19 protein-coding genes are annotated in these 22,915 nt (G+C 51.5%); 7 read left to right on the forward strand and 12 right to left on the reverse strand.

Translation table 11 applies throughout. The features are described from left to right. Window positions 1-260: 260 nt before the first annotated feature. The 5 genes from MUN73_RS09580 to MUN73_RS09600 form a co-directional block, all read right to left on the reverse strand. Complete coding sequence (locus MUN73_RS09580; protein ID WP_250140237.1) at window positions 261-2,252, reverse strand: serine-rich family protein; 1,992 nt, start codon at window positions 2,250-2,252, stop codon at window positions 261-263. A gap of 254 nt (window positions 2,253-2,506) precedes the next feature. Continuing rightward, window positions 2,507-3,382, reverse strand: coding sequence for a phospholipase D-like domain-containing protein (locus MUN73_RS09585; RefSeq protein ID WP_250140238.1), 876 nt, complete (start codon window positions 3,380-3,382; stop codon window positions 2,507-2,509). Next, window positions 3,375-4,514 carry a hypothetical protein gene (locus tag MUN73_RS09590; RefSeq protein WP_250140239.1) on the reverse strand — a complete coding sequence of 380 codons (1,140 nt, stop codon included), beginning with the start codon at window positions 4,512-4,514 and terminating at the stop codon, window positions 3,375-3,377. The genes MUN73_RS09585 and MUN73_RS09590 overlap by 8 nt, the downstream gene beginning before the upstream one ends. A gap of 608 nt (window positions 4,515-5,122) precedes the next feature. Continuing rightward, window positions 5,123-8,617, reverse strand: a complete 3,495-nt coding sequence (locus MUN73_RS09595) for a DEAD/DEAH box helicase (protein ID WP_250140240.1) — start codon at window positions 8,615-8,617, stop codon at window positions 5,123-5,125. Between the two features lie 113 nt (window positions 8,618-8,730). Continuing rightward, complete coding sequence (locus tag MUN73_RS09600) at window positions 8,731-9,306, reverse strand: hypothetical protein (RefSeq protein ID WP_250140241.1); 576 nt, start codon at window positions 9,304-9,306, stop codon at window positions 8,731-8,733. Between the two features lie 75 nt (window positions 9,307-9,381). On the opposite strand from MUN73_RS09600, the gene MUN73_RS09605 reads away from it, so the two are divergent. Beyond that, the gene (locus tag MUN73_RS09605) at window positions 9,382-10,080 is read left to right on the forward strand and encodes a hypothetical protein (protein WP_250140242.1); all 699 of its coding nucleotides are present in this window, start codon (window positions 9,382-9,384) and stop codon (window positions 10,078-10,080) included. Window positions 10,081-10,214: 134 nt separating this feature from the next. Here MUN73_RS09605 and MUN73_RS09610 read toward each other — a convergent pair whose 3' ends face one another. Continuing rightward, window positions 10,215-11,222 (reverse strand): DUF932 domain-containing protein, encoded by a 1,008-nt coding sequence (locus MUN73_RS09610; RefSeq protein WP_250140243.1) that lies wholly within the window; start codon window positions 11,220-11,222, stop codon window positions 10,215-10,217. Window positions 11,223-11,305: 83 nt separating this feature from the next. Continuing rightward, entirely contained in the window at window positions 11,306-12,112 is an 807-nt protein-coding gene (locus MUN73_RS09615) for a Cdc6/Cdc18 family protein (protein WP_250140244.1), read from the reverse strand. Window positions 12,113-12,323: 211 nt separating this feature from the next. Here MUN73_RS09615 and MUN73_RS09620 point away from each other — a divergent pair, with 211 nt between their 5' ends. Beyond that, window positions 12,324-13,382 carry a Cdc6/Cdc18 family protein gene (locus tag MUN73_RS09620; RefSeq protein ID WP_250140245.1) on the forward strand — a complete coding sequence of 353 codons (1,059 nt, stop codon included), beginning with the start codon at window positions 12,324-12,326 and terminating at the stop codon, window positions 13,380-13,382. On the opposite strand, the gene MUN73_RS09625 is transcribed toward MUN73_RS09620, so the two are convergent. From MUN73_RS09625 to MUN73_RS09645, 5 genes are all read right to left on the reverse strand, one after another. After that, window positions 13,368-13,820, reverse strand: a complete 453-nt coding sequence (locus MUN73_RS09625; RefSeq protein WP_250140246.1) for a DUF8104 domain-containing protein — start codon at window positions 13,818-13,820, stop codon at window positions 13,368-13,370. The genes MUN73_RS09620 and MUN73_RS09625 overlap by 15 nt on opposite strands. Before the next feature lie 33 nt (window positions 13,821-13,853). Continuing rightward, on the reverse strand, window positions 13,854-14,006 hold the full coding sequence (locus tag MUN73_RS09630) for a hypothetical protein (RefSeq protein ID WP_250140247.1): 153 nt from the start codon (window positions 14,004-14,006) through the stop codon (window positions 13,854-13,856). Between the two features lie 90 nt (window positions 14,007-14,096). Continuing rightward, on the reverse strand, window positions 14,097-14,375 hold the full coding sequence (locus MUN73_RS09635; protein ID WP_250140248.1) for a hypothetical protein: 279 nt from the start codon (window positions 14,373-14,375) through the stop codon (window positions 14,097-14,099). 32 nt (window positions 14,376-14,407) lie between these two features. Beyond that, window positions 14,408-14,722, reverse strand: a complete 315-nt coding sequence (locus tag MUN73_RS09640) for a hypothetical protein (RefSeq protein WP_250140249.1) — start codon at window positions 14,720-14,722, stop codon at window positions 14,408-14,410. Window positions 14,723-14,830: 108 nt separating this feature from the next. After that, window positions 14,831-15,931: a hypothetical protein gene (locus MUN73_RS09645; RefSeq protein WP_250140250.1), complete on the reverse strand. Its 1,101-nt coding sequence runs from the start codon at window positions 15,929-15,931 to the stop codon at window positions 14,831-14,833. A gap of 56 nt (window positions 15,932-15,987) precedes the next feature. On the opposite strand from MUN73_RS09645, the gene MUN73_RS09650 reads away from it, so the two are divergent. From MUN73_RS09650 to MUN73_RS09670, 5 genes are all read left to right on the forward strand, one after another. After that, window positions 15,988-16,353 carry a hypothetical protein gene (locus MUN73_RS09650; RefSeq protein ID WP_250140251.1) on the forward strand — a complete coding sequence of 122 codons (366 nt, stop codon included), beginning with the start codon at window positions 15,988-15,990 and terminating at the stop codon, window positions 16,351-16,353. A 98-nt stretch (window positions 16,354-16,451) separates the two neighbouring features. Beyond that, entirely contained in the window at window positions 16,452-17,375 is a 924-nt protein-coding gene (locus MUN73_RS09655; protein ID WP_250140252.1) for a TrbL/VirB6 family protein, read from the forward strand. Continuing rightward, window positions 17,375-19,771: an ATP-binding protein gene (locus MUN73_RS09660; protein WP_250140253.1), complete on the forward strand. Its 2,397-nt coding sequence runs from the start codon at window positions 17,375-17,377 to the stop codon at window positions 19,769-19,771. Before MUN73_RS09655 ends, MUN73_RS09660 begins: the two co-directional genes overlap by 1 nt. 4 nt (window positions 19,772-19,775) lie before the next feature. After that, window positions 19,776-20,747 (forward strand): DUF8128 domain-containing protein, encoded by a 972-nt coding sequence (locus MUN73_RS09665; protein ID WP_250140254.1) that lies wholly within the window; start codon window positions 19,776-19,778, stop codon window positions 20,745-20,747. After that, the gene (locus tag MUN73_RS09670) at window positions 20,744-22,879 is read left to right on the forward strand and encodes a type IV secretory system conjugative DNA transfer family protein (protein WP_250140255.1); all 2,136 of its coding nucleotides are present in this window, start codon (window positions 20,744-20,746) and stop codon (window positions 22,877-22,879) included. Before MUN73_RS09665 ends, MUN73_RS09670 begins: the two co-directional genes overlap by 4 nt. Window positions 22,880-22,915: the final 36 nt, after the last annotated feature.

Genomic DNA, 22,915 nt, shown 5'->3' on the forward strand with positions numbered 1-22,915 from the left:
TTGCTCTTAGTGACGTGCGACTGGTATCCTTCTCAGGCAAGCGAGTTACCAGACACTATGTTCCGTCTTGCCGAATACCCCTAAGACCCTACTGAGCAGGATTCTTTGGCATGGTTTTCTGCCGAAGTGGCCGAACTAGGTCGCCTTTCCCACATCCTTCTTGTTCCAACCGTTTCTGGTGTACTGGGTGGCAGATTACAGAGAATAGTCTGCAGTAGATGATGCCAGAACAAGACGTTATACCGTTTGATACGGCGACTCTATGGCCATTCGTCGAGGGCATCGGAAACGTCCCGTACCAAGTGAAAGACGACCTGATCCGTATCAATCCCTGCATCGTCGAACCGTCGTTTCAACCCGTCCAGGATGTTCTCTGTTTTGCATACAACCCAGATCACATCGAACCCGTATTCGAGGTGTTTCTCGACGTGTTCCCGCTCTCGCGGGGTGTTTTCCATAGCAACCTCGATAGCGACTTCGGATTGGCCAGTATTGACATAGACATCTGCATCGAAGAGTTCGAGAGTTGTGGCCCACCCCGCTTCTTCGAAGGCGTTTTTCACCTTGTGTTGCCAGTACCTGTGGACAACACCGCCACGACCTTCGTGGCTTGGATCGAGATCCAACGTATCCTTGACGTGAGTACGGCCTCTGTCCGTCAGCTCAAGCAGTTTCCGAGCACCGGTTTCTGTATGGGTCGAATGTTCTGTGACTAATCCTGTCTCTACCAGTTCGGTCTTAGCCTTATTACCCTTGTACCGACTTGAAAAGCGGTCATACCGCTTGGTCAACGGAATGAACGGTTTTTCCACCACCCCTTTCAGGAGGTGTTCCGCTTCGTCGGAGACCGTGACTTTGGATGGCGGGTCGTCGATTACCGAGGTTTCCTCGGAGTCGGTGTTCTCGGACTGGACGGTTTCTGAGAACCGTGGTGGCTGCTTGCGTGGCTCAGCCGTCAGTGAGTTCCAGAGTTGGCCTTGATTCCTCTGTAGATCCGGGTCCGTAACCGTTTTCGCCAACTGGTACTCGTCAAGCGTTACTCTGGCCGGATCGCTGTTTCCGACCTGTACGACTGCTTCCCCGATATCGAGGTCTTTAGCGGCATTGGCTTGCCGCTGAGTAAGGTTCATTGACTCCGCAACCGCGTGGAACTGTTTCCGGTCGCCGGTAGAGAGAAGGATCTTGGTGTACGTGTTTGCTTTGATTGAATCGGTCAATTTCGAAGCCTCCTGATCTGCTACGATCAGTCCTTCCCCGAACTCCCTCATTTTCGCCGTCAGTTCGTCGACGGCCGGGATACCTGCTTCATCCTGCCTTTCTTTGTAGACGCTGAATACTTGCTTTGCCTCGTCAAGGACGAACACATGGTTGAGATCGTCTGAACGGTGGGACTGGGCTAGTCGGTATTCGTAGACAGCCGCGAGGATAATCTCCATCAGAAAGTTCTGCGTGTCACGACTTAATCCGTCAAACTCGAACACGACGTTCCGTTCGAGGAGTTCAGCGAGTGGATAGCCCTGGCTACAGTCGAAGATGGTTCCGGCTCCGAGGTTCATCGCTTCTATACGGTTGAGGACTGTGTCCCGGTAGTTCGAGGTTTTCCGCACGTAGTTAATGTAGTCGGAGGTGAGGAACTGCTCGAGTTCATGGAAGCTGGGATACGGCGGCGAGTTCTCATCGAAGAGCCCGTACAGACGGTACAGTTTGAGAATGGATTTTAAGAGATGGTTTTTTGATCCGGACAGGAGGGCGGTAGCGTGGCCGAAGATCTCGCTGACGACCTGTGCCCATCGCCGAGGTTGGACATCAGGTGGTGGGACTAACGGATTCAACTTGAGTTCTGTCCACGGTAAAACCAGTATGTCGTCTCTTTCTTGGGTGAGGTGGCGGTAGTCCTGTTTGAGATCGAAGCACCAGAACGGGACGTCTAACTGGGAGAGAAGGTTATAGAACAATGTGGTTTTTCCGGAACCTGACTGGCCGATGGCCAGGAGGTGTTTCGAGAGCAGTGATTCATCGAGGCCGTAGGCATGTTTCGAACCGGTTGTCCCGATACTGAGTCCCTCTGAAGTAGGAGTGCCTGCTGTAACCGGAGGTTTGAACGGGTATGCGCGGTTCTGTGCTAACGTGGCTGCCAGTGCTTGGCGTCCGTGTTTCTGAAGCGGCTCCGGTGCAAGGGTGTTGAACAGTACGAGACGCCGGATACGTGGATCCGAGAGCTCCTCTTTCTCAAGTACTTTAAGGAAGGACATCCGATTTCTCGAGCGAGAGTCAGTGGCCATACGTTAACGCTTGAGAGACAAGTTCGAATATAATTGTGGACACTCTGTTTCCCTTACCGGTCGATGGTAATTCTGTTTCTTTATCTGGGGTACTCTGTGAAACGCACGGCAAAGTTACTACTTTATGGAAATTAGGCCGATAATCTTCTATCAGCTCGAGCTTTTGATCGTGTCACAATGGGACAGCGTTGAAAAATTATACCGCCCCGCTACTCCCGTCGCTACTATTCTACTGACTCCTCAAGAATTTCACGTGTCACAGCGTCTGCCTTGGCTTCGAAGAAATCGAAGAAACCGGTCCACGTCTCAATGTCTGTTTGGCTGCGCGTCAGATATCCCGCTTCGCCATTAAGCATCATAGAGCTATTGCGTAACTCACCACTTCCGACGTACGCAAGTTGATTGTCCGCAATTATCATTTTCGCATGAATGCTTCGGTCCAGCTTCGGCTGTTTTCCTCCAATCGCGTGATAGAAATCATACACGGAGAGTGAACTCTCAGAGGAGGCGACCGATTCGAACCGATCCATAAGTTCTAGAATAGCCTTTCGACCTCGGTTGTGGCCGAAGTCGTCTGCTGGTCGTAAGAGTTCTCTCGTCAGGAATTTTATATTCACTCCCGACGAAGCTGCCTGATGGAACTCGTCTTCTAAGCGAAGTAATCCATCAAGTTCGAAGAATGGTACTACTAATCGGAGTGTTGAATCGGCTGTCTCGAACACTTCGGCGAGTGCGTTCTCTAACCAGACCCCCGAATTGATGTTCTGGTGTTCCGCATAGTCTTTCCACTCTTCCTGATGTTTGGTGGGGATACTCACAACCGGTTGGTACGTTTCGTCTGTCACTCCCCTCCCTCCTGGAAGCGTTTCGGATTCTAACACCTGGTAATAGGCTTCCCGTTCCGCTTCTGGATCCTCGAGTTTGAATTGGCCGTCGCTGTGCCCGGCGACGATGTCTCTCCGTACGAGAGCGTCGAGGTATTCTCTCACAAAGTTTCGGACATCCGGGTCATCGTACTGGTCTGGAATCCCGTCGAGCGACACCTTACCGGTGGTACGCAACCTCTCGTGAATCCAGAGGTAGATGTCGTCCTCACGCACGACGGATCACCTCCGCTGCGAGGTGCCGGTCAAGAAGGCTATTTGCAGGAACGTATCCTTCGACCTCTCGTGAGACAAACGGATGACACCGAGCGTCATCAGTGAACACACATGAAAGGCAGGCGTCAGTACAATCACGGGAACAGTCGCTGAGTATCTCTTCAGTCCGCTGTAATGTCCGTAGGAGTACGCTGCCTGTCTTGTTCATCGTGATTTGACTCAGTCCACCCGCGCCTACGTCTCGTTGTTCGACGAGAACGATCGCACCTTCTTCGATGAGTACCTTCGCGGCGAGGAAGTCCTCAAGACCTGTCTCCTCAATGGCTGCTTGGTACAAGGCGTGCTGGTAAGCATGAAGGAGTGGAGTAAGTCGTAACCCAGTCTCACCATCTGCAATTTCGTCTGTGTCAAAATCGTTCAACTGTGTCAGTTCCCGTGCTGCGATTGCCTCGTACTCGGCATCGCCATTACTCACGACATCTGCCAAGACATCGGTCCGGAGGTCGAAGACGATGCCACGTCCCTCGCGTCGGGTAAGGTAGGCTGTACGTTCTCGGTCTGAATCGCTCGAACTAAAGCTACGAGCTAACCGACCGTGTGTCTCGAGGTCGGTTCCACGTGAGTCGACGTTTGATTCATACCCATACACTGCGGACACGGAACTGACATCAGAAACTGTGAAGACATCGTTTAGACTGAACGTATCGTAGAAGATGGCCTGACTGCCAGGCGTGATTGTGTCGAGGTTCCAGTGATACGTATCGTCGTCAGCCTGGTTTATCTCGCTCGCTTCGTAGAGTGCTTCTAGGCTTGTTCCCGTCCCGTCGTTACTCACGATGTCCTCGAGGATAAGCGGTTGCGTGTGTTTAGCGTCGATAGTCTTCGGCCGCATCTCAGAGAGGACTTCTTCTTCGCCGTCAGCAGCTGGTTTGTGACAGGTCGGACACTGCCCATAGAACTGGTCATTGTGGTTGCGACTCTCCGAGCAAAAGAACCGAACGCCGGCAAGCCGATCACCAAGATTGACGTGCAGGTGACCACTACAATTGTTCTCTGGACAGGCAATGCGGTCTCTAGTGTCTTCCTTGCTGATCACCACGCTCGGCCCTGGCCCGTCAATGGATTCTTGCATCCATTGGTGTGGACTCGCCTGTTCAATGTGTGCACATCGTGGACAGACAAACAAGTACGGGAACCGGCGCATCTGATGACGTGGGCTGTGGGGACAGTCGACGGATCGTTTCATCGCATCCGGACTCTCGACTCCGAAATGATTACACGACGGATCAGTGCACCGATACACTCGCGGGAATGGGACACTAATAACTTCTGAGTCCTCACATAACTCCGCTAATTCGATATCGCTAGGCGAAAAATCGTACGAACGTGTCGTTTCGTTGGTATCGCCGGCGCTATTCGTATTATTGGTCGCGCTTGAGCGTTCGGCGTAGCGGCGGAATGCGTCTGGCATATCATCTGTGACCGGTTCGTCAGCCACAGCTTCGTCCGTGTCTCGCTGTTCGTATGCCGCCTGCTGTCGGTTGCTCGCGTCGGCTGTGTACGAGTAAAACTCGGTGTCCAAGTTGGTAATAACGGTCGCGAGTCGGTCAGCGAATGGACCAAGATCAGTTGGTTCTTTGTTTTCACGAATGGTCTGCACTTGCACTCGGTGACCATCTTCGGAACGGACTCTCCCAGGATACGCCGTCAGTAGGACCTGATATTGCGATAACCGTGACATTACTCGTTCACCTCCGAGGGCAGCTTCCACTCAATCTTTGTCCCGACCTGTTCGTCCGAGGTTCCCCGGAGTTCGAGATCTTTGTCTTCGAAGTATTCAGAGAACCACTCGTTGATGTTCATGGATCTATTATTTACGCGGGCCTGGGTCGCAGCCTCAAACCATTTACTCTCATGCTCTCTGGTCCCGATAAAATCAAACAACTGATCTGTTACCTGTTCATCAATAACGTCTAGAATCTGACTGTCAAGTTGAACGTCGGGAGGACAGAAAATGCTGCGCATGTCAGCATACAGTTCCTGTGCATGAGGGTTCTGTAATGGCCGGTCGTGTTCGTCGAACATTTTGACTAAGTCTTGGATGTCGTGCGGATTATCATAGTCGAACGCCTGCTCGCGAATCGCGTATTCTATCGTCAGAAACGGCCCGAGCAAGAATTCGAAGAGAATACGCGCCAAGTATGGATTTGTTGGATGAATTGCGGCAGTGTCGTAGTAGTCGTCAACGTTCCCAAGTAACTGGTGAAATTTCCGTTCGATCTGCATGTCGCGTGGCTTTCCAGGATACAGATGGATAGCTGCGTGGCCAGCTGCATCTTTTCGTCCTGTTCGTCCAATGGTCTGCATCTGCTCCGACATGCTTCGGGGCGCACCGAACAAGAGTAGGTTATTGAGCTCCGGGATGTCGATACCCAGTGACACCACCAAGTTCGCTAGCACTACCGGGTCTGCCGCTTCACTCCCCATCCCCATTGATTTTCGAAGGGCAGATTTTGACGACTCGCCGGAAATAAACTGTAGATCACTCAGGCCTCCGTCACTGATCTGATCCGCTCGGTCCCCGATAGACTCCCGTAGCGAATACCCGTCCGATTTCCGGTGAAGATAGCCCAGAATCTGTTCGTAGTGACTGATATCAGCATCGACACGGGCGTCTCGGATCGCTTCCTCGAAATCATTGCGGAACTCCGTTCCAGACGTCGTATTGTGGAAGTCATCATACAGTTGTACGATCGCTTCCCGGAATGACCCTCTGTTCGACGTTGCGACCGGTGTCCCTGCGAGGATTCGATAGCGAACACGGTTCTCTACCATACTAAAGTAGTCGCCATGTTCACCACTGTCTGGGACGGCAACTATCTCGTCTTCGGAGGCGCGTAGTAACCGCGAGATGTGTTCGAATTTGTTACTGATCGTCGCTGTCCCTGAGTCGACTGAGATGGCATGGCTATCTCGGTCCCGAGTCTCACCAGACCGTAGACGCGAAGCCAGTACTTCGAAAAAGCGGAGAATGATCGAAATGGAGATTCCGAACTGGCCAGTGTACATGTGCGTCTCATCTAGCACGATGTGACCGATTGGTGAGTGCTCGGCACCCTCGCGATCCGATTCACTCACCTTCCAATCCACCCCGTTCCATGGAGTGGTGACACGATCGTTGGTGTTACAAACGAAACACACCAGTCCATCCCGGTCGTTGAGCACTCGATAATTGTTCATATCAGTGAGTGCTCTTCCGCAGTTCTCGCATTTACTGTATGGAGCGCCATAGAACGGCAACGTGGAGAAGGTTGAGTGGTGCGTATTCGACTCTACGGTCGGCATCGTGAAGAACTTCTCCGGCGTTCCGACGGTCAAACTCGGCAGATACTGTTGGGTTCGCTCCACGTCGTATACGAAGTCGTATAGGAACCCGCACTCAGAGTTGGTGCAGACGGGGAACTGTAGGTGATTGTCCATCGTGTCGAGACAGTGTCTGGAGTCACAATCCTGACACTCTGTGTCCAACTCGGAGCCACAGCAATCACAGCTCCCAATATACCCAACGAGATCATCGGCATCCAAGTATGTCCGCTCACCGGTCTCATCATACTGCCGCCCGATTGCGACCCCCACAGAGAACTCTTGATCGGGCATCGAACTCCCTGCATTGGAATGGTGTTGTCCTTGGACGTATCGCTTGTATTTTGTAGCGAGTTCGATCACTTCCTCTAGTTTGTCTTCGGTTAGCATCCGCGTCGGAAACGGGAATGCGGCGCGTGTATCTCGCTCGAGGATTGTCAACAGCGTTGAACCGTAGTAAACGATGGTCTTCCCAGCAGAGGTCGGTGCCTGAACGACGACTGGTGACGTCTCATCATCAAGGAGTGCAAGTGCCCTTTCTTGGATTGCGTCCCACTGGAATTTGTGAAGTGTTGGTTCGTCGGCTGCGGTACGCCCTGATTCGTACTCGTCGCTCTCGATGGGAGGCAGGTCACCAAGGTAGTGTCGAAGTGCCAATAGAACTCCCCGAAGATTTCGGAGCAGGGTCTCGTGTTCACGAGCGGCCGTCGCCTCTTGGGCTAGCACAGGAGCAGCTTCGAGCAGCTCATCATTGTCCATACAGACTAACTGGTCCAGCCGGTAACCCGAGGTGACCGGTTCCTCTTCGACGTAATCGTACACCCCGAATGATGTCGTTCTGAACCGCTCGCCTGCTTGTGGCACATCTCTTGTCTCCAACCGTGTCTCGAATGATTCGACGGTCCGTGTGAGGTAGCAGTCCTGTTGCCGATACCGGTTCTCTTCACTTACGTCACGGGAATTATCTTCTGCAGACAGTGCCGACTGTAGTTTCACGTCGTGCTGTTGACTCGGAAAATCAACGACCATTTCGTCGAATTCGAGTTCCATTGATGGATAGAAGACGCGCCGTTCGGCCCACCCTGACTGGTCGTTTTCGTCCACATATGTCTCGTTCCTCATCGTCACTGTGAGCCGGACGTAGTCATCGGAATCGCCCGCCGGCGTCAAACCCCCGAGATCTTCGTTCACCGATACTGTGAGACTCAGTGTTAGTGTCGGCCGATTATAATTAATCTCGGCAGTATCTCCACTCAATTCTGAGAGATTATCATCGGTTGCACCCGTGCGATCAAGCGCACGTCTCTCCTGAGCATCTCGGTTTGGGTTGATGACTGCAGCCTGCGTCTGGGTTCCTGCGATCGTGATCGTTTCTTCGTAGTCTGTATCGTTCGAAATGGGGATGGATTCTGGCCCAGCTTCGAACTGAACGGGAATCGCTGTGGTCGCAAACGGTCGCTCCGCGGTATACATGTTGTGTGGTTCCCCACCAATCATGAGCGTTGGCAAGTGATTCTCTGTTAGTTGATACGGCGAACTGTAATCAACATCCAGATATGCACCGACGAATCCGTCGATAGCGACGGTTAACTCAGCGTCAAGACTGTCGCGTTCGACAAGAACGTGGACACGGTGGGCAGACGGGTTTTTGAACATTGCATCGTCGAACCCACCAACCGGGCGCGGGACGAGACAATTTCCATCACCAACTTCGTCAGTACGGACGCCGCGGCGGTAGGTAAAATCTGTGAGGTGCTCTACAGAGAGTCGGTCGAGATATGATGCATCCTTAGTGGTTGGCCGCAGTTGTGGAAGCAATTGATCTTGGAGAACCGTCTGTGGGTCACCGTCAGGAAGAAGCCGTGAATCCATTCTTAGTTAATAAATTCCCGCACTTCTCATTAACTTGTCCTATTCATTCCCTTCCTACTAAGGGAAAAGAACTAGACGGTACACGGTAGTAGTGATTTCGTCGAGTACTGCCCTCATCTATCTTTCTGTCGTAGCCATTCTTTATACGAAACCCATGGGCTGTATCGTCTGTGTATGGTGGCGAGTTCGCTTGCCCGCTCCTGCACATCGTGGGGGCTCTTGATGTGACGACCAGTGAATGTGAAAAATTTCTGTCCGTCAAAGAGTTCAACCGGGAAGTTCTTTGCATGACCGTATTCACTTTCTAAATTGTAACCTGATGCTAAGATATGGAGTCCATGGCCGCCGACCGAGACCTCGGTGTACGAATTGACTGTGGTAAAGATATCCTTGCTGGCGTCGTTAGTGAATCGAAGTTCGTTGTCAAGACAATCGTCTAAATCAATAAGGACAAGTTCGTCATCAAGACCCATGGCAAAGCCGACTCCTTCTGGAGCTTCGTGATCGGCGTACGCAAGTTGTGCTTCCTGATAACTCATATGATGTTCCTGCGTTTTGAGTACATCAACGGCCCTGCCTGATGCAGGGTCAATAGGCTCCTTATCGGCATTGAAACATGCCCACCTATCACGTTGTTTCAGCGAGTGTAAGAGTTCGTTCGATGCTATCTCTGATTCCTGAAGTTGCATTAGTGGGTCTGTGGGATTGGAACTGGAAAAATATTTACACCCATTGTACAATTGATACCGTACACTCTCTTGACGATGAATTCTGATACAGATGATGATTCTTGGCGGAGGCGAGAATTACTGTTCCGACAGGCGATGAAAGATAAGAATCTGTTATACAAGACCTACAGTCGGTATTATAGGGCCCATCACATCACAACGAAAGCAGGTTGGATCTCCACGGGGCTCACAGCAATCATTGGTGCCGTTCTTCTGTATGTGATCACATCAGCCACGTTCAACTTACCAGTGATCAGTGGATATCTTCAAGGAACCGACGACGTTCTAGCGATTTTGTTGCTCATCGTCTCATTGATAGACGCATTTTACTCACCGGAGGCCCGGTCGATCAGGTACTATAGAGCAGGGCAGGACCTTCAAGAACTTCATGACGAGTACGAGAACTTTGTCAACCTGGCTATCGCTGACCCTGGTCGAAATATCGATATGCTAGCCGAAGAATTCGAACAGCTGCACAAAAGACGACACAGTTTGAACAAATCAGTCCCTCAACTCAGTGGAATTTGGCATTCGATGGTCAAAATGGATCAACACGGCTACCGAACGTTGATACCTTTCGTTCCTAGCAAGCAGGAATTGTCGGTTCGGAGTTTGATTGAGTCGAAGCTCTCATCGGAAAATGAGGGACGTTCGTCCCCTAAAAAACAGTGGGAAGAGACGCTGTCGGAGAAAGTTAATGGGTTCAAACAGAAAGAGACTGTAAATCAAAACTGAAATTAGCAGGAATGGTTTAGGAGATTACTGGTCCAGCATAACCAGCACGCAAACAGACTTGTCGAACCCATAATTATTTACACTTCTTAGATAGAGCTTGTTACAACTGCTTAAAAAGAGGAAAAGGCAGGGGTTTAGGCCCGTGTCTGATGTTCTGCCATAAGTTCCCGGAGGCTTTCTTCTTCCCCATTCCAGTACGTCTCTGTCTCGTCTTGTTCTTCGATGAACTGGTCAGCCCGGTCCTCTACCGTTTCTTTTCCAAGTTTGTTGGCATTCGGTAGTTTCGAGTATCCGTTTTCCAGGAGGGTCGCTGCCTTCTCGAAGCCAGTGTCGAGTTCATAGTCGGGAACATCTTTGCTGTAGTGTGTGAGCGCACGTGTCGCAGCGTTGTATGTCTCCCAGAGCGTCGGACTGTCTTTGTCGTTGATCTCGTCGTGTAAGGAGTTCAGGAGGTCGGGTACTGGCTGCTCGAGGTACTCTCCGAGACCTTTCTCAAGTAGGACCAGTAGTGCTTCGTCCTGGTTGAGAAAGGTCTGGTTCTGTGCTTCTTCAATCCGGTTCTCGACGATTTCCGGGCTTTCAACAACGCTGTCAACCGCGTTGTAGGCAAGGCTGGGTTGGAATGGCTCGCTGTGTGTCTGTTCGAAATGAAGCCGTCCGTCGAAGGCCATCATTCCGTTGCTGCAGACCTGACGCATCCCTCCGACATCGTATTTGACTGCGTGGAAGCCGGAGTGGCCAGACTGGATCTGTAGTCCGAGCTCGATAGGATCATCGTCGGCTGCATATACAGTTGTGTCGCCGGTGAAGCCGATTTTAGCACTCATTTTGTGTGCAGTAGGTGATAGACTGATGGTTCCAGTGACACCAAGATCGTAGCTGTCTTGATGACGATCTATAGCATCACAAATCGTCTCCAAGATATCTCCGTATTGGATGATGTTGTAGAAGTCTTTCGAGGAGGAGACCACGCCGGTTGCCCGCAGATCATCCGTCCACAGCGAGTCTCTATACGGGATTTCCTCCCACACGTCCTCGCCCTCGTGATGTGCGTAGACCTCGTGACGCTCAACCTGTGGTAGTTTATCCGTGGTTTCGTATAGTTGGTCTAAGTCGTCGAAAGCATAGGTTTGTTCTTGCATCTGTACATCGCCTCGTTCTACCAGAGGAAGTGGGGTTGAAGAGAGTAGTAGCCAAGGGGATACCCTGTTTCGTATGAATTCAATCAATCATCTACTTCGGTGAGATCCTGTTCTGTGACCTCGCGTGTGCCTTGCCGCATTGCCCGGTGTCCGGCCTGAAGCAGTTGTTCGAAAGCTTGCCGGCAATCACCTGTATTGTCTGCGACCTGTTCTGCGATAGTCTCAATCACTTCGTTGCTGACCGTTCCGGGTTTGAATGTCTGTTCCACGGCATCTTGAAGGATCTTTTCAAGCTGGGTAGCGGTGTAGGGTTCGAACTCGATGGTTCGGCAGTTAAGCCGGCTCCAGCTCCGTGAGTCAAGCATGATCTCGTCCGGTGGGAGATTGGATGTCACGATTAGTCCAAGTTTGTTTTCGGTTTGTTGGCTGAGCATATGGAGGTCGTACGCAACCTCGGTCTTTTCTTTCAACTGGTCGAATTCATCAAGCGATACGGCGACACTCCGGTTTTTCTGAAGCCATTCACGGAGTTTGGAGAGTAGTTCGTCGACCGGTTTGCCTTTGCGTGGTGCTGGATATCCGAGTTGGATCAGTAGTTCGGTGAGTAACGCGGAACGAGTAGAGTACTGCCAGCAGTTGATCTGAATGGTTTTCACACTGGTCTCGGTTGCGAGTGCGTCGAACACATGGTTGACACACATGGTTTTCCCGGTTCCGGGCGTTCCGTGGATAAGCAGGGTTTCAGGTGTATTGCGTTTAATCAGTGGCCGGAGACCGTCACGGATCGCATGGATTTCTTTGTCGCGACCCGTGGGCTTGAGGCTGGCTTCACCGTTCAGGTAGCGTTCTGAATAGATGATGCCACTGCTAGTAGAGGTGTTGTCAAACATTGGTGGATCACCTTCACTTGGTTTGTCTGTCAGTGGGTATTCAAAAGCAGAACCTGGGATACTATTTCGTATGTGGGAGAGTGTACAGGCTTTCGAATGGATACACCGCTAATAGTTTTCTCATGGGGTATCCCCCTTGGGTCATGTTTTTCCCAACTGAAGGCCAGTGTCCGAAAATCCGTGTGAGTCCTGACCTCCAAATACTAAGTCTATGACCGATATTATCGATACCGCTGACCCGTTGACTCGAACGTATCTCCCCGCACAACTCGTCGATAGAGAATCAGAACAGGAGACCCTGTCAGAAGCGTTTGCGGCTGATACAGAGACTCGGCTTCAGCACATCCATATCTACGGACCCCGTGGGACCGGGAAAACCCATCTAGTCAAACAGTTTCTTACAACGTTTCCTTCAACAGTGACCACCTGCTACGTCTCAGGACGGCCACACGACACCCAGTACAAAGTCTTGGAACGACTGCTCCAACAGTTGACCGGTGAACGCGTTGGAACCGGCCATCATGTCTCTGGTCTCCAGCGCCGGATTGAACAGACGCTGACCTTGGAGACCGTGATCGTTCTCGACGAAGTTGACTTCCTTCTCTTGAATGATGGCGATGATCTGCTCTACTTCCTCACCCGGCTGGAAAATACCGCAGTGATAACGGTTTCAGCCAACCACCGAAGCCTCGAATCCGAGTTGGATGCACGAACTTATAGTTCGTTCCAGCCTCAAGTCCTTACATTGAACCCGTACACACCAAGTCAAGTAGAACAGATTCTTTCAGAACGTGCCCGACGGGCGCTGGAGCCGCAGTCAGTTGAACGTACAGCGCTCTCACGGATTGCCTCAACAACCCCGAACATCGCTATCTGTCTCTCCTGGCTACGGGTGGCTGCTGAAGCAACTGATGACGCAGTTACTCGCGACGTCGTTGACGAGGTTCAGTATACTGGTTATGCTGAGTACGTCTCTGAGTTACTCGACGAGTTCACACCTCACCATCGGCGGTTATACGAAACGATTGAACTCTTGGAACAGAACGAATCAGAGACTCTTCTCTCGGGAACGGTGTATGATACGTACCGCGAACGGTGTTCTGACACCGATGTCAGACCGTTAAGCGAGCGGCGGACCAGCGATTTCTTGACCCATCTCGAACTCCTGAGATTAATCGAGGCAGACTACCACTACGGGGGACGGAAAGGCAAAACCCGGGAAATCCGGCTCGTAGACTGGAACAGCGATAATCCGTCAGAAGAAGAGTGAGAGGTCGGTATCGGTGAGTTCAGTTAGTTCCCGTTGCAGCCGACGTCTCTCCCGCTGAAGCTGTTCACAGTCCTGCCAGTATGCTCGCTGTAGCTCTTGAAGCTGTTGCTCAAGCTCTCGTATCCGCCGCTTCTGACTGGTCACACGGTCCTCCGCAGAGAAAGGGTGCTGCAACCGCTGTAGCCGATCCTTCTCAACGCGAACAGCATCCTCCAGTTCAGCAACCGATTCATCGTGGAGTTCTTTCCGGTCCTGGAGTCGGCTCTCAATCTGACCGAGTTCCGCTTCTATGCGTCCCTGTTCCTGATTTTGTGACCTGGTCAATAGTCTCTCTATATCCACATCTTCCTCGAGTAGATCAGTCTGGGTGTGCGGGGTATAGGCCGCAGTACCGGGACGTGATTCTGCCAACAACTCTTCATACTCGGGATACCGCATACTGGATTCTATGTTAGTAGGTCCAGCGCAGACTTACCTGGGTTCTGTGTCGCCTTGGTTCAGTAGTTCACGGTACTGTTCAGCGGCCTCCCGGTAGAACCGTGGAAGCGACTTGACCTCGTCTTCTGACCAGGACGATATCTCTTCGAGAAGTGCTTCGGCTTCCGCTAGTTCATTCATCGACATCTGTGGCTACCACCCTTTTGGAACTGTTCGAACGGAGAGGCTTAGTGAATACGTGGAGGCCCGGCTACACTTGAGACTCTTCAGTTTATTCTACTGGAAGTCGTCGATCTCGGACTGGTCCATCAAGATGTTCGCAGCGTATTCGACCCGTTGAACATGGATCTCGTACAGACACATCCTGGTGTAGTCCTTTCCGGTGTCTTGGGCTGCTTCCTGCTTCAGGAATCGTTCTGCTTCACCGACCGAGTGGAAAAACAGGTCTGTTTCAGCACCGTCCGTCCGGTACAGCGTGTCCCCGCTTTCCGGGTTAAACCAGCAGTAGACCGTGTCTCTTGTCTGATCAAGATAGTGGTCATAGCCGTCATTCACTTCCGGTCTCTTTGAGTACTCCAGTAGTTCAGCTATCTCCCGAATAGGCCATCACCGGATTCTTGGAATGCTTCGAACTCGGTTTCAACAACCCGGGTTAGTTTGTAGCCGCCATCCGGGAATAATTTCTTGTCACTGTCGACTGAGATATCAACACGGTACGCGCCTGCCGTCTCCAGTTGTTCCCGGCTGAAAGATCCGTACTCCCACCGGCCATAGGTATTAGGAGATCTTACCCTGCCAAGATACAGGTTTTCCTCTGTTTTCTCGTAGGCTTCCCACCGCCAGTTCGGTAAGAGAAATGCTTCCCAGACCGCTAACGGCTCCTCATTGTCATAACCCATCATATCAATCACCGGTATCTAAACTAGAGAGTAGTACTCAAACCCGTTACCAGACACTACGGTTCAGATGAACGTACAAAAAATAACGTTGCTCGAGAACCAGTGAGTTCTCTATTCACTCATAGTTTTAGCAGGGACATAGAGCCGAACCCCATCTTCATCATCACGGTCCTCCGGAAAGAATCCGTACCAGCCGTCACTCACTCTTCTTTCCCAGCCTTTGCTCTCCTGAACCTGCTCCAGTGATGAACGACTAAGCCAGGTTTTGAGTGTCCCATCTCGAGTAGTAGATTTCACAAGGAAGTACCCCTGTTTTGGAAGAATCACCGATGTCTCAGTACAATTCTCGGTCTCAAGCAGCTTAATCGACGGATCATGGTTCTTTTTCTCGCTGCGTGGATCCCACCAAATCTCTAAGTTTCCTACTTCCATACGTGGAAGATCGCCATTCCTACAGATTTTAAAGAAGAGATCTGATGACGGAACAGTGTATTCATTAAACTCTCTCTCAGACTGCTCGGCGAAAACAGGATGGTGAGCATCAAAAGCCACCAGTCGGAATTCATCTCCCACAAGTGGTCCAGAGCAGTCCACCGGCCGATCAGTGTACTTGGAGAATATCCCTCCCAGAACCGGGAATGACCGTGGAACCAAGTTGGAACCTGCTTGACTCCGCTCGTGAAACCGATAGCGAAAGTAGTCCTCGACTGTGTATATCCGAAGATGGTTCTTTTTGGTTCCCAACTGGTCTCCCCTATGGTTGACTTCTAACATTACATCGTCTCCTTTGTCGAGATCGGTCAAGGGGCTTTTATAGAACGTCAGACACTCCGAGGGACAGGTGAGTGCATACCTGAACTCCTCTGAATTAGGGTTCTTAGACAAACTGTAGGGTGTTTCACCGTTATCCGAAAGGTCCACCCGGATATAATTCGGTGGGTCCTTGTCCAGTTTCGGCTCCGGCTTGTCTTCAACTGAACCTCCTTCGACAATTTTGGGGTAGAAGGTCTTCCGTCTCTCTAGCTTAATTCTCTCAGTTGAATCCCCCTCTGTCTCCTCTAACTGCTGAATCCGTTGTTTTAGCTCTGTAAGCTCTTCACATTCGAAGGCAGCGTCCGGAACTGGAACATAGTGCGTCCCTGAGTTATACTTTAGTTCCACCCGGTATGGTTCGTCTTCTTCCCCAGTCTTGTCTGTATTTTTAGACTTCACCTGTCTGCACACCTATTCTAGATGACATTCATACCTCCATTTCCTTTGTTATTTCGATGGCAAATTGGATCCGATACGGTAAACATGGTTGGAATAGCATCGGTGAAGTCCCTGCAGTACTGGGCTTATCCGTACAGTACACGGCTCAAGCTGCTCCGCAATGTTCTAACGAGGTATCGCCAGCGATTGTTCAGCTTATCGAGTTGACTCGTCATCTTCAGACCACCGCAGTTACCTTCGCGATTCCATTTGCGGGCCTGATGCTGACAGTGTCCGGGTTTCTCTGGCAAACCGGTTCGGCAGAGCATCAGCGACGAGCACGCCGAATATTCATTAACACATTTGTCGGCCTCACCATCGTAATCCTGAGTGATGGACTGGTCTCCATCGTTACGAACGTGCTTTGTGGGGGCGGTGTTTGATGCGGCCCACCGCTCTCAGCCTTGTCGTCCTTCTGCTGGTTATCATGGCTGTAGTCCCTGGAATTGCGGTAGCAGTCAATAATACGACTTCGGAGTCGATGCCAGTTCAGGACGGATCTGATGAAGGTATTGGTCTCGATATTGGCGGCCAGTTTCAGAAAGCCATAGTCTCGGTCCTGATGGACATGGTGGAAAGACTGATAGAGACTCTGAATCAGGTGTTGATCCGGATCTTCGTGAGCTACCCCGAAGTAAAGCAGTCCGCTGTTCTGAGTCTCCACCAGAAGGTGTTTCAGGTATCGCTGGGCTTGGCATCAGCCGCCGCTGCTTGGATCGGGATACTGCATATGTCGAACCGTGTTGATGGTGTCCGACCAGTGGTCTACCTACTGGGAGCGGTGGCGTTTGGAGCAGTCGCACCCTCGCTTCTCCGGTACCCGGTTGAGCTGTCGCGTCTAACCACTGAGGCGCTTGCACCGACTGATCAAGGGATTGCAGCGTTGACACGGTTATCTTTCGAACTGTTTCTGGTCGCGGTTATCGATGTCTTCCTATTGTTGGGCACCGTGATGATCTTCGTCGCCCGCGATGTCTATCTGATGCTGGGTGTAGCAATGGCACCCTTGATTGCGTTGATGGCGGTGACGCCTCCTTTCCGACGGTTTGCGGACAGACTGATTAGTATCTGGCTGGCCTGTCTACTGATCGGTCCACTCAACGTCGTGGTTCTGGATCTAACCCTGTCGTTGATGGGATCACTCACTGAGACTCCGCACTATCTCTGGGGCTTAGGAGGAATCGCTCTCCTCTTCGGGTTGCCGTTGATCCTGTTGGGTGCGGGAGCCATCGTGTTCGCTCCGATGACACGTGTTGTTAACAGGGGGGCTGGAAAGGCCTGGGGCGGTGTCAAATCAGGCTGGAAACAGGCTCGAGACACTGGACAAGACGAGGAAAGCGATTGGTCGGATGAGTCCGGCCCACGAGGCCGTGGAAACCGTTACCGAAGAGGGGGTGATGACTGATGGTGAAAGCAGATTTCCCGTCGTCCATTGATCCGAGAGTCAAGTTTCTGGATCGCTACACGGTCTGGGATATTATCCGGATCAGCATCCTGGCTTCCATCGGGTGGCTTCTCGCGGAGTCTGCCGGAGCCACCATCGGTATCTTTCTCGGGTTCTTGCTTACTGAGTTCAAGCTCGGTGGCAAAACCCTCGATGCCTACCTTATTGACGCTGTCCAGCGGATAACGACCGCTCCTACTGTCTCCAGTCCAGAGCTAAGGAAACTCGTAGATGGAACAGTTATTTTGGATGATGATACCGTTCTCAGAATTGTTCGAGTCTCTTCCCATGACTTAGATTATGCCTCGGAACCAGAAAGGAGAGCAAATCGCGATACAGTCTCGGAACTGCTGAACGGCGTTGATTGCCCTGTAGAAATCTATTCCCGGCAACGACTTGTTGATCTGTCGGAATACCTGGGAGCCAATGGATCAACGGTCACAACCGACCACTATGTCATCGTAAAGTCATCCAGACAGACGTTGGCTGAAAATCACCGTGAGGTGAAACGACGGGGCTCAGAAGTTCGGGGCCTATTGACCGCAGGTGACCTCTATGCCGAATCTTTGACCGGGGCGGAGTTGAAGGCCGCCGTCGAGAACCTCTATCTTGGTAAGCTACGACTCTCCCGGAAGGGGTTCGAGACCGAGTATGGCCAGAAACGGGTCTGCCGTATGCTCTACATCGACGAATACCCCGGTCAGCTACCGCTCGGATGGATAGCCGAGGTATTGAACCAGAAGAATCCAGGACTGATAGATGTAGTCCAAGACGTAAAGCCGGTCTCCAACTACCAGCGGAGTTGGATGGACCGGATGCTCGCCCGGGTACGAACAGAGATATCTGCTACATGGAGGCCGTCACGCCAGGCAAGTCTCCGGGAACAAGAACACGGCATAGAGCAACGGATGGATGCTGAGGCAAGCGGAGAAACACTGGTCAATCACGGGATCTATGTCGTCGCTCGTGGCGAAACAAGTAGTGAAGCCGATAAAACCATGGACGCAGTCAAGTCCGTTCTAAACAGGCTCCGTGTGGAGACCCGTGAACCACGGTATTCTAACCAAGCCGTGAAGGCTATCTCAGCCTTCCACCGCTGTAGATTCGACGAGTCAGAGATCGTTCCCGGAGACTCCGCGGCCACGGGATTCACCTTCGGTACTAAGGATAGCATAGAAGCCGGCGGAATTAAGATAGGTGACCATCGGAACGATGCCCCTGTAATTCTGGACCGGTTTTCCTGGGACGCAAGTCACATCACCGTTATGGGTAAGAATGGCTCCGGAAAGACCTACTGGACCGGTCTAACCTTGGTTCGGTCTGCCATAGCCTATGATGATCTTGAGATCTATATTGTCGACCCGAAGAAAGGCGACTACAGCGATATCGTTGATGCGCTAGACGGCGAAACCGTGTTCATCAGCCAAGCAGACTTCAATGGAAACAGGAATGACGTGGTTCGGTTCACGGTCGAAGACCCTTCACGGGACAACACGGAGAAATTAGCTGAGACGGTACGACATATCCATCGTCAGGCCTCGAAGACCGATAGAAAGACACTGGTGGTTATAGACGAAGCTCACCGTGTCACCACGAAAGGCAACAGAATCTACCAAGACGGCGTTCAGGCTCTCTCCAACTTGATCCGTGAAACCCGGCATAAAAACGTGGCTGCAACACTCGTCACACAGAACGCCGACGAGTTCACACGGTCCAACGAGGGCAGAAACATTCTACGGAACGTCGACTGCAACCTCTTCTTCAAGCAGAAAGATGTCGCCAGCCAAGTCACCGACTTCTTCCAACTTTCCGAAAAGCAAAGTGTTGAACTCCGGAAGCTTAGAACCGGAAATAGTCTACCGTTCAGTGAGGCAATTGTTAAAGGGCCAGTTGATACCCGTATCAGAGTCCAAGCCAGTCAGGAGGAACACCGTCTGCTGGAAAACAGTGAAAACCGAGACATGATGCTTCCATCACTGGACTCTGCTGGTTCCGTAGAACCTCGGACTGAGGAAAACGGAGAGAAGAAAAGTCGAGCCGACGGTGGCCACAAAACCATGTCAACCGATAACACGGACTCAGGATCCACCGAAGAGTGCGGGTTCCTGAAGGTGATCGGATTCGTTCTAGGAGCTCCAATCGGTTTGTTCGAGTGCGGTTTACTTGCTGGATTCCCTGTAGCTACGGCTCTCCACTGGAATGACATGTTGACGTCGGTTCTTCCAATAAACGGGTTGCCTCTCAACGGGACACTGGTCGATGTCCTCGCAGTTTGGACAGCTACCCTCATAGCGGCCGAACTTCTCTGGACACTGCTCTTGAGCGTAGATAACTGGCTGGCACAGCCCAGGAGGTAAGTCGATGGGGATTTTCTCAGGCGTCGGCAACAGCTACGTGACACTCGACGAGGCTACAGCGAAACAGCTTGGGCAGCCCTCAGAGCGTTTTCTGACCGCTCAAGTCCAACTACCGTTTGACACCGAGCTACCCGCCACGCTTGATCGGTTTGTGAAGGGAATCACGGAGTACCAGACACAGTTGCTCGGACTGAAGAACACTTCACCAACCATTGCTTTCGAAATCCAGCGGTTTGACCCAACAAGGATCCGGCTACAGTTCGCGGTTCAGTCAAGCCGATTAGACAGGAAGATTCGAACCCATCTCCTCGAGCAGATCCCTGAAATCAACTTTCAAGAAGGGACTACCAAGCTTCCTCTGTCAGACGGCGTTTCTGTCGGTGTCGGAGCTCTAACCCTCCGTAGAAAGGACGTCTACCCATTAGAGACTGAGTTTGAAAGACCGCCGATCAACTCAGTCATCACACCACTGCACCCTGATGCGATGCGCGACACCAGTATAGTCATCCAAATCCTATTCAAGCCCATGGCAGGGAACCCGGTTGGGAAACGTATCTGGAATCGGGAAGCATCGACCGAAAGCCGGAATCTTCGGAGCGAGAAGGTAGGACTGCTTCCTTGGAATGACCGGGATGCAACTCCGCGTGAAAAGCACCAAGCACGCCGCATCGACGAAAAAGCGGGAAGTCCTCGGTTCAAAATATCGGCCAGGATACTGGCGATCGGCGCGGACGAGTATACAGCCAGCAGAATTAAGGAGATCTCAGGTGGTTTTAACGTATTCGCTAGCTCGGATACCGGTCAGTCGTTCAGAACCACTACGGTTCGAAGCCTGCGAAAATCTCCTATTTGCAGGGCTGTAGAAGCTGTTAGAGACCGGAGCTTCAGTCATTCATTCCAGCTCTCGACTCAAGAGCTCGCAGCTCTAGTCTCAATCCCGGACCGTGAACAAGAGAACCTGATAAAGACTGTATGAAGCCCAGTGAGACACGGAAGCTGATCAGAAACTCCAAGAATTCCAATGTAACGCACATAGGTTCCCGGACCAGCATCCTCGGAGTGGAAAAGAATGTCTCCATCAAGGATAAACACCGCATCAAACACGTTCTGACAACTGGAGCTAACGGCACCGGTAAAACCAAGGAACTTCTACACGTCGCGTTACAGGACACTCAGAAAGGCCGCGGACTCGTCATCATCAACCCTAAGGGAAAACTCATCGACGAATACCTGGCTAAAATCCCTGAAAATCGGTACGACGACCTAATCTATGTCAACCCTTCGGAGCAACCGATCACCGGGATCAACGTCCTCGAACCCTATATCGGAGCAACCGGCTCGCTTGCAGCGAAAACCAATCAAACAGAACTCATCGTATCAAATCTTATCCAGTTATTTAAGAGACGTACCGACAACTGGGGCGCAAGATTCGGAAGAGTGCTCGCCACACTGCTTCGCGCTGGAATCGATGCCAACATCGAACACCAATCCGGATACACGCTTTTCGACATAAAGCACTGCGCCACCGACGACGACAAACTCAAAGACCTAATCGATGATACCGAAGATCCCGAACTCCGCTCACAACTGGTCAACATCAAGAACAACCTCTCAGACCGTGAGCTTGAACCACTTGTCCGACGATTAAACGACTTTACTGAAAACAAAACCGTTAGACATGTTATCAACCGGGAAAAAAGCGATATCGACTTTCAAGAAGTACTGAGCCACCAGAAAATACTGCTAATCGACGCCCGTGAAGGAGAAGTCGGAACGACAGTAACCGAACTACTGACCTCAATAGTGATTACGAAGCTTTGGGCTGCCGCACAAGCAAGGTACTACCAAAACCACGATGTCCATGATCCCTTCTTTTTGTTCGTTGATGAGCTTCAATCGTTTCCAAGCGAGGGCACCCATTTTGCAGAGATCTTGAGTAAGGCCCGTGAATATGGCTTAGGCTGCTGGTTCGCCACACAGTACCTCTCACAGCTTCCACGTGCTATGCGTGACGCAGCTTCTAACAACTGCAGAACCAAGCTTGTCTTCGACCCTTCAGGATCAGAAGATCTTCCCAAACTCAAGAGGATGCTTCGCGGTACCGATCAGAGACAGCTGACTGCCTTGGGCGACTATCGCGCCGTTGTTCAATCGCCAGGAACTCATCGTCGACAGATCGCCACCATCGTGGACACCTATCCGCCCTGGGAGACTGAAAACGTCGATATCAGCCAAATTAAACAAGCTGCCACATCTGCTACCGCACCTGACTCTACACTTGAAGACCTTGTTGTGGGAACCAGTGGGAATGCAGGTGGAAGGAGACATACCGAACTACTGTCGATGGCGAAGAGTGAGTTAGCCGAACGCGGTCTCCGCGTAAAGGATCTCCACCAAGAAGTAGGGGAGGACAAGCCGGACGCATACGTCTACCTCCCGGACAGCTCCGTAGCCCATCTGGAAGTAGAATACCACACACTCTCCAAACCGTCGAAAACTCTCACAAACCTTCAGAGAGCCCATGAACGGGATCGTGAATGTATCTTCGTCGTTGAAGAAGGTCAAGTCAAGAAGCTTGTCAACATCCTCTCTGACCCAGTTAACCGACAAGGCAGACAGCATGAGGATGACAAGGGCCCGTTCAGCTACTATATTGATGAAGAGGGAGAACCGTTTACCGATATCGAGTGGGTAGAGAATGCCGACTACAGGATTCTGGAAGTCTCCGAAGATGGACTCATTCTCAACAACACTTCTGATGAAGCGAGTGCTGAAGACAGCCAGTACGACACCACAGAAACACAGAATTCCGAGAATCGGTTTGAAGACCTTAGAGAGATTGATCAGACCGTCCTCAGTTGTATCAAAAAGGGTAAGGATGATGTCCAGCAGGTCACCTCCACTACCGGTCTCCCGAACCACAAGGTCAATTACAGCTTCAGGAAACTCGCGGAACTCGGGTTGATAACCGTTGAGAAACCAGATGAGCCTGTTGAGCGGATAATTGATGGACAGAAACGGGTGTTCCAGGTGAAAGTCGCTGAGCTAACGCCAAAGGCCGAAGCCGGGTTTGAATTAGGTGGCTCTGTTGAAACCCTCAATCAGTGATATTTTGGTGAGAGTGTGCTAAATACAGGGCGCATA

The sequence above is a fragment of the Halosolutus amylolyticus genome (assembly GCF_023566055.1).
GTDB lineage: Archaea > Halobacteriota > Halobacteria > Halobacteriales > Natrialbaceae > Halosolutus > Halosolutus amylolyticus.

Bases quoted from the DNA above. Each gene is read 5' to 3' on its own strand.
- MUN73_RS09580 (WP_250140237.1), bottom strand. From the start codon at position 2,252: ATGTCCTTCCTTAAAGTACTTGAGAAAGAGGAGCTCTCGGATCCACGT.
- MUN73_RS09590 (WP_250140239.1), bottom strand. From the start codon at position 4,514: ATGCAAGAATCCATTGACGGGCCAGGGCCGAGCGTGGTGATCAGCAAG.
- MUN73_RS09595 (WP_250140240.1), bottom strand. From the start codon at position 8,617: ATGGATTCACGGCTTCTTCCTGACGGTGACCCACAGACGGTTCTCCAA.
- MUN73_RS09600 (WP_250140241.1), bottom strand. From the start codon at position 9,306: ATGCAACTTCAGGAATCAGAGATAGCATCGAACGAACTCTTACACTCG.
- MUN73_RS09605 (WP_250140242.1), top strand. From the start codon at position 9,382: ATGAATTCTGATACAGATGATGATTCTTGGCGGAGGCGAGAATTACTG.
- MUN73_RS09610 (WP_250140243.1), bottom strand. From the start codon at position 11,222: ATGCAAGAACAAACCTATGCTTTCGACGACTTAGACCAACTATACGAA.
- MUN73_RS09615 (WP_250140244.1), bottom strand. From the start codon at position 12,112: ATGTTTGACAACACCTCTACTAGCAGTGGCATCATCTATTCAGAACGC.
- MUN73_RS09620 (WP_250140245.1), top strand. From the start codon at position 12,324: ATGACCGATATTATCGATACCGCTGACCCGTTGACTCGAACGTATCTC.
- MUN73_RS09625 (WP_250140246.1), bottom strand. From the start codon at position 13,820: ATGCGGTATCCCGAGTATGAAGAGTTGTTGGCAGAATCACGTCCCGGT.
- MUN73_RS09630 (WP_250140247.1), bottom strand. From the start codon at position 14,006: ATGTCGATGAATGAACTAGCGGAAGCCGAAGCACTTCTCGAAGAGATA.
- MUN73_RS09640 (WP_250140249.1), bottom strand. From the start codon at position 14,722: ATGATGGGTTATGACAATGAGGAGCCGTTAGCGGTCTGGGAAGCATTT.
- MUN73_RS09650 (WP_250140251.1), top strand. From the start codon at position 15,988: ATGGCAAATTGGATCCGATACGGTAAACATGGTTGGAATAGCATCGGT.
- MUN73_RS09655 (WP_250140252.1), top strand. From the start codon at position 16,452: ATGCCAGTTCAGGACGGATCTGATGAAGGTATTGGTCTCGATATTGGC.
- MUN73_RS09660 (WP_250140253.1), top strand. From the start codon at position 17,375: ATGGTGAAAGCAGATTTCCCGTCGTCCATTGATCCGAGAGTCAAGTTT.
- MUN73_RS09665 (WP_250140254.1), top strand. From the start codon at position 19,776: ATGGGGATTTTCTCAGGCGTCGGCAACAGCTACGTGACACTCGACGAG.
- MUN73_RS09670 (WP_250140255.1), top strand. From the start codon at position 20,744: ATGAAGCCCAGTGAGACACGGAAGCTGATCAGAAACTCCAAGAATTCC.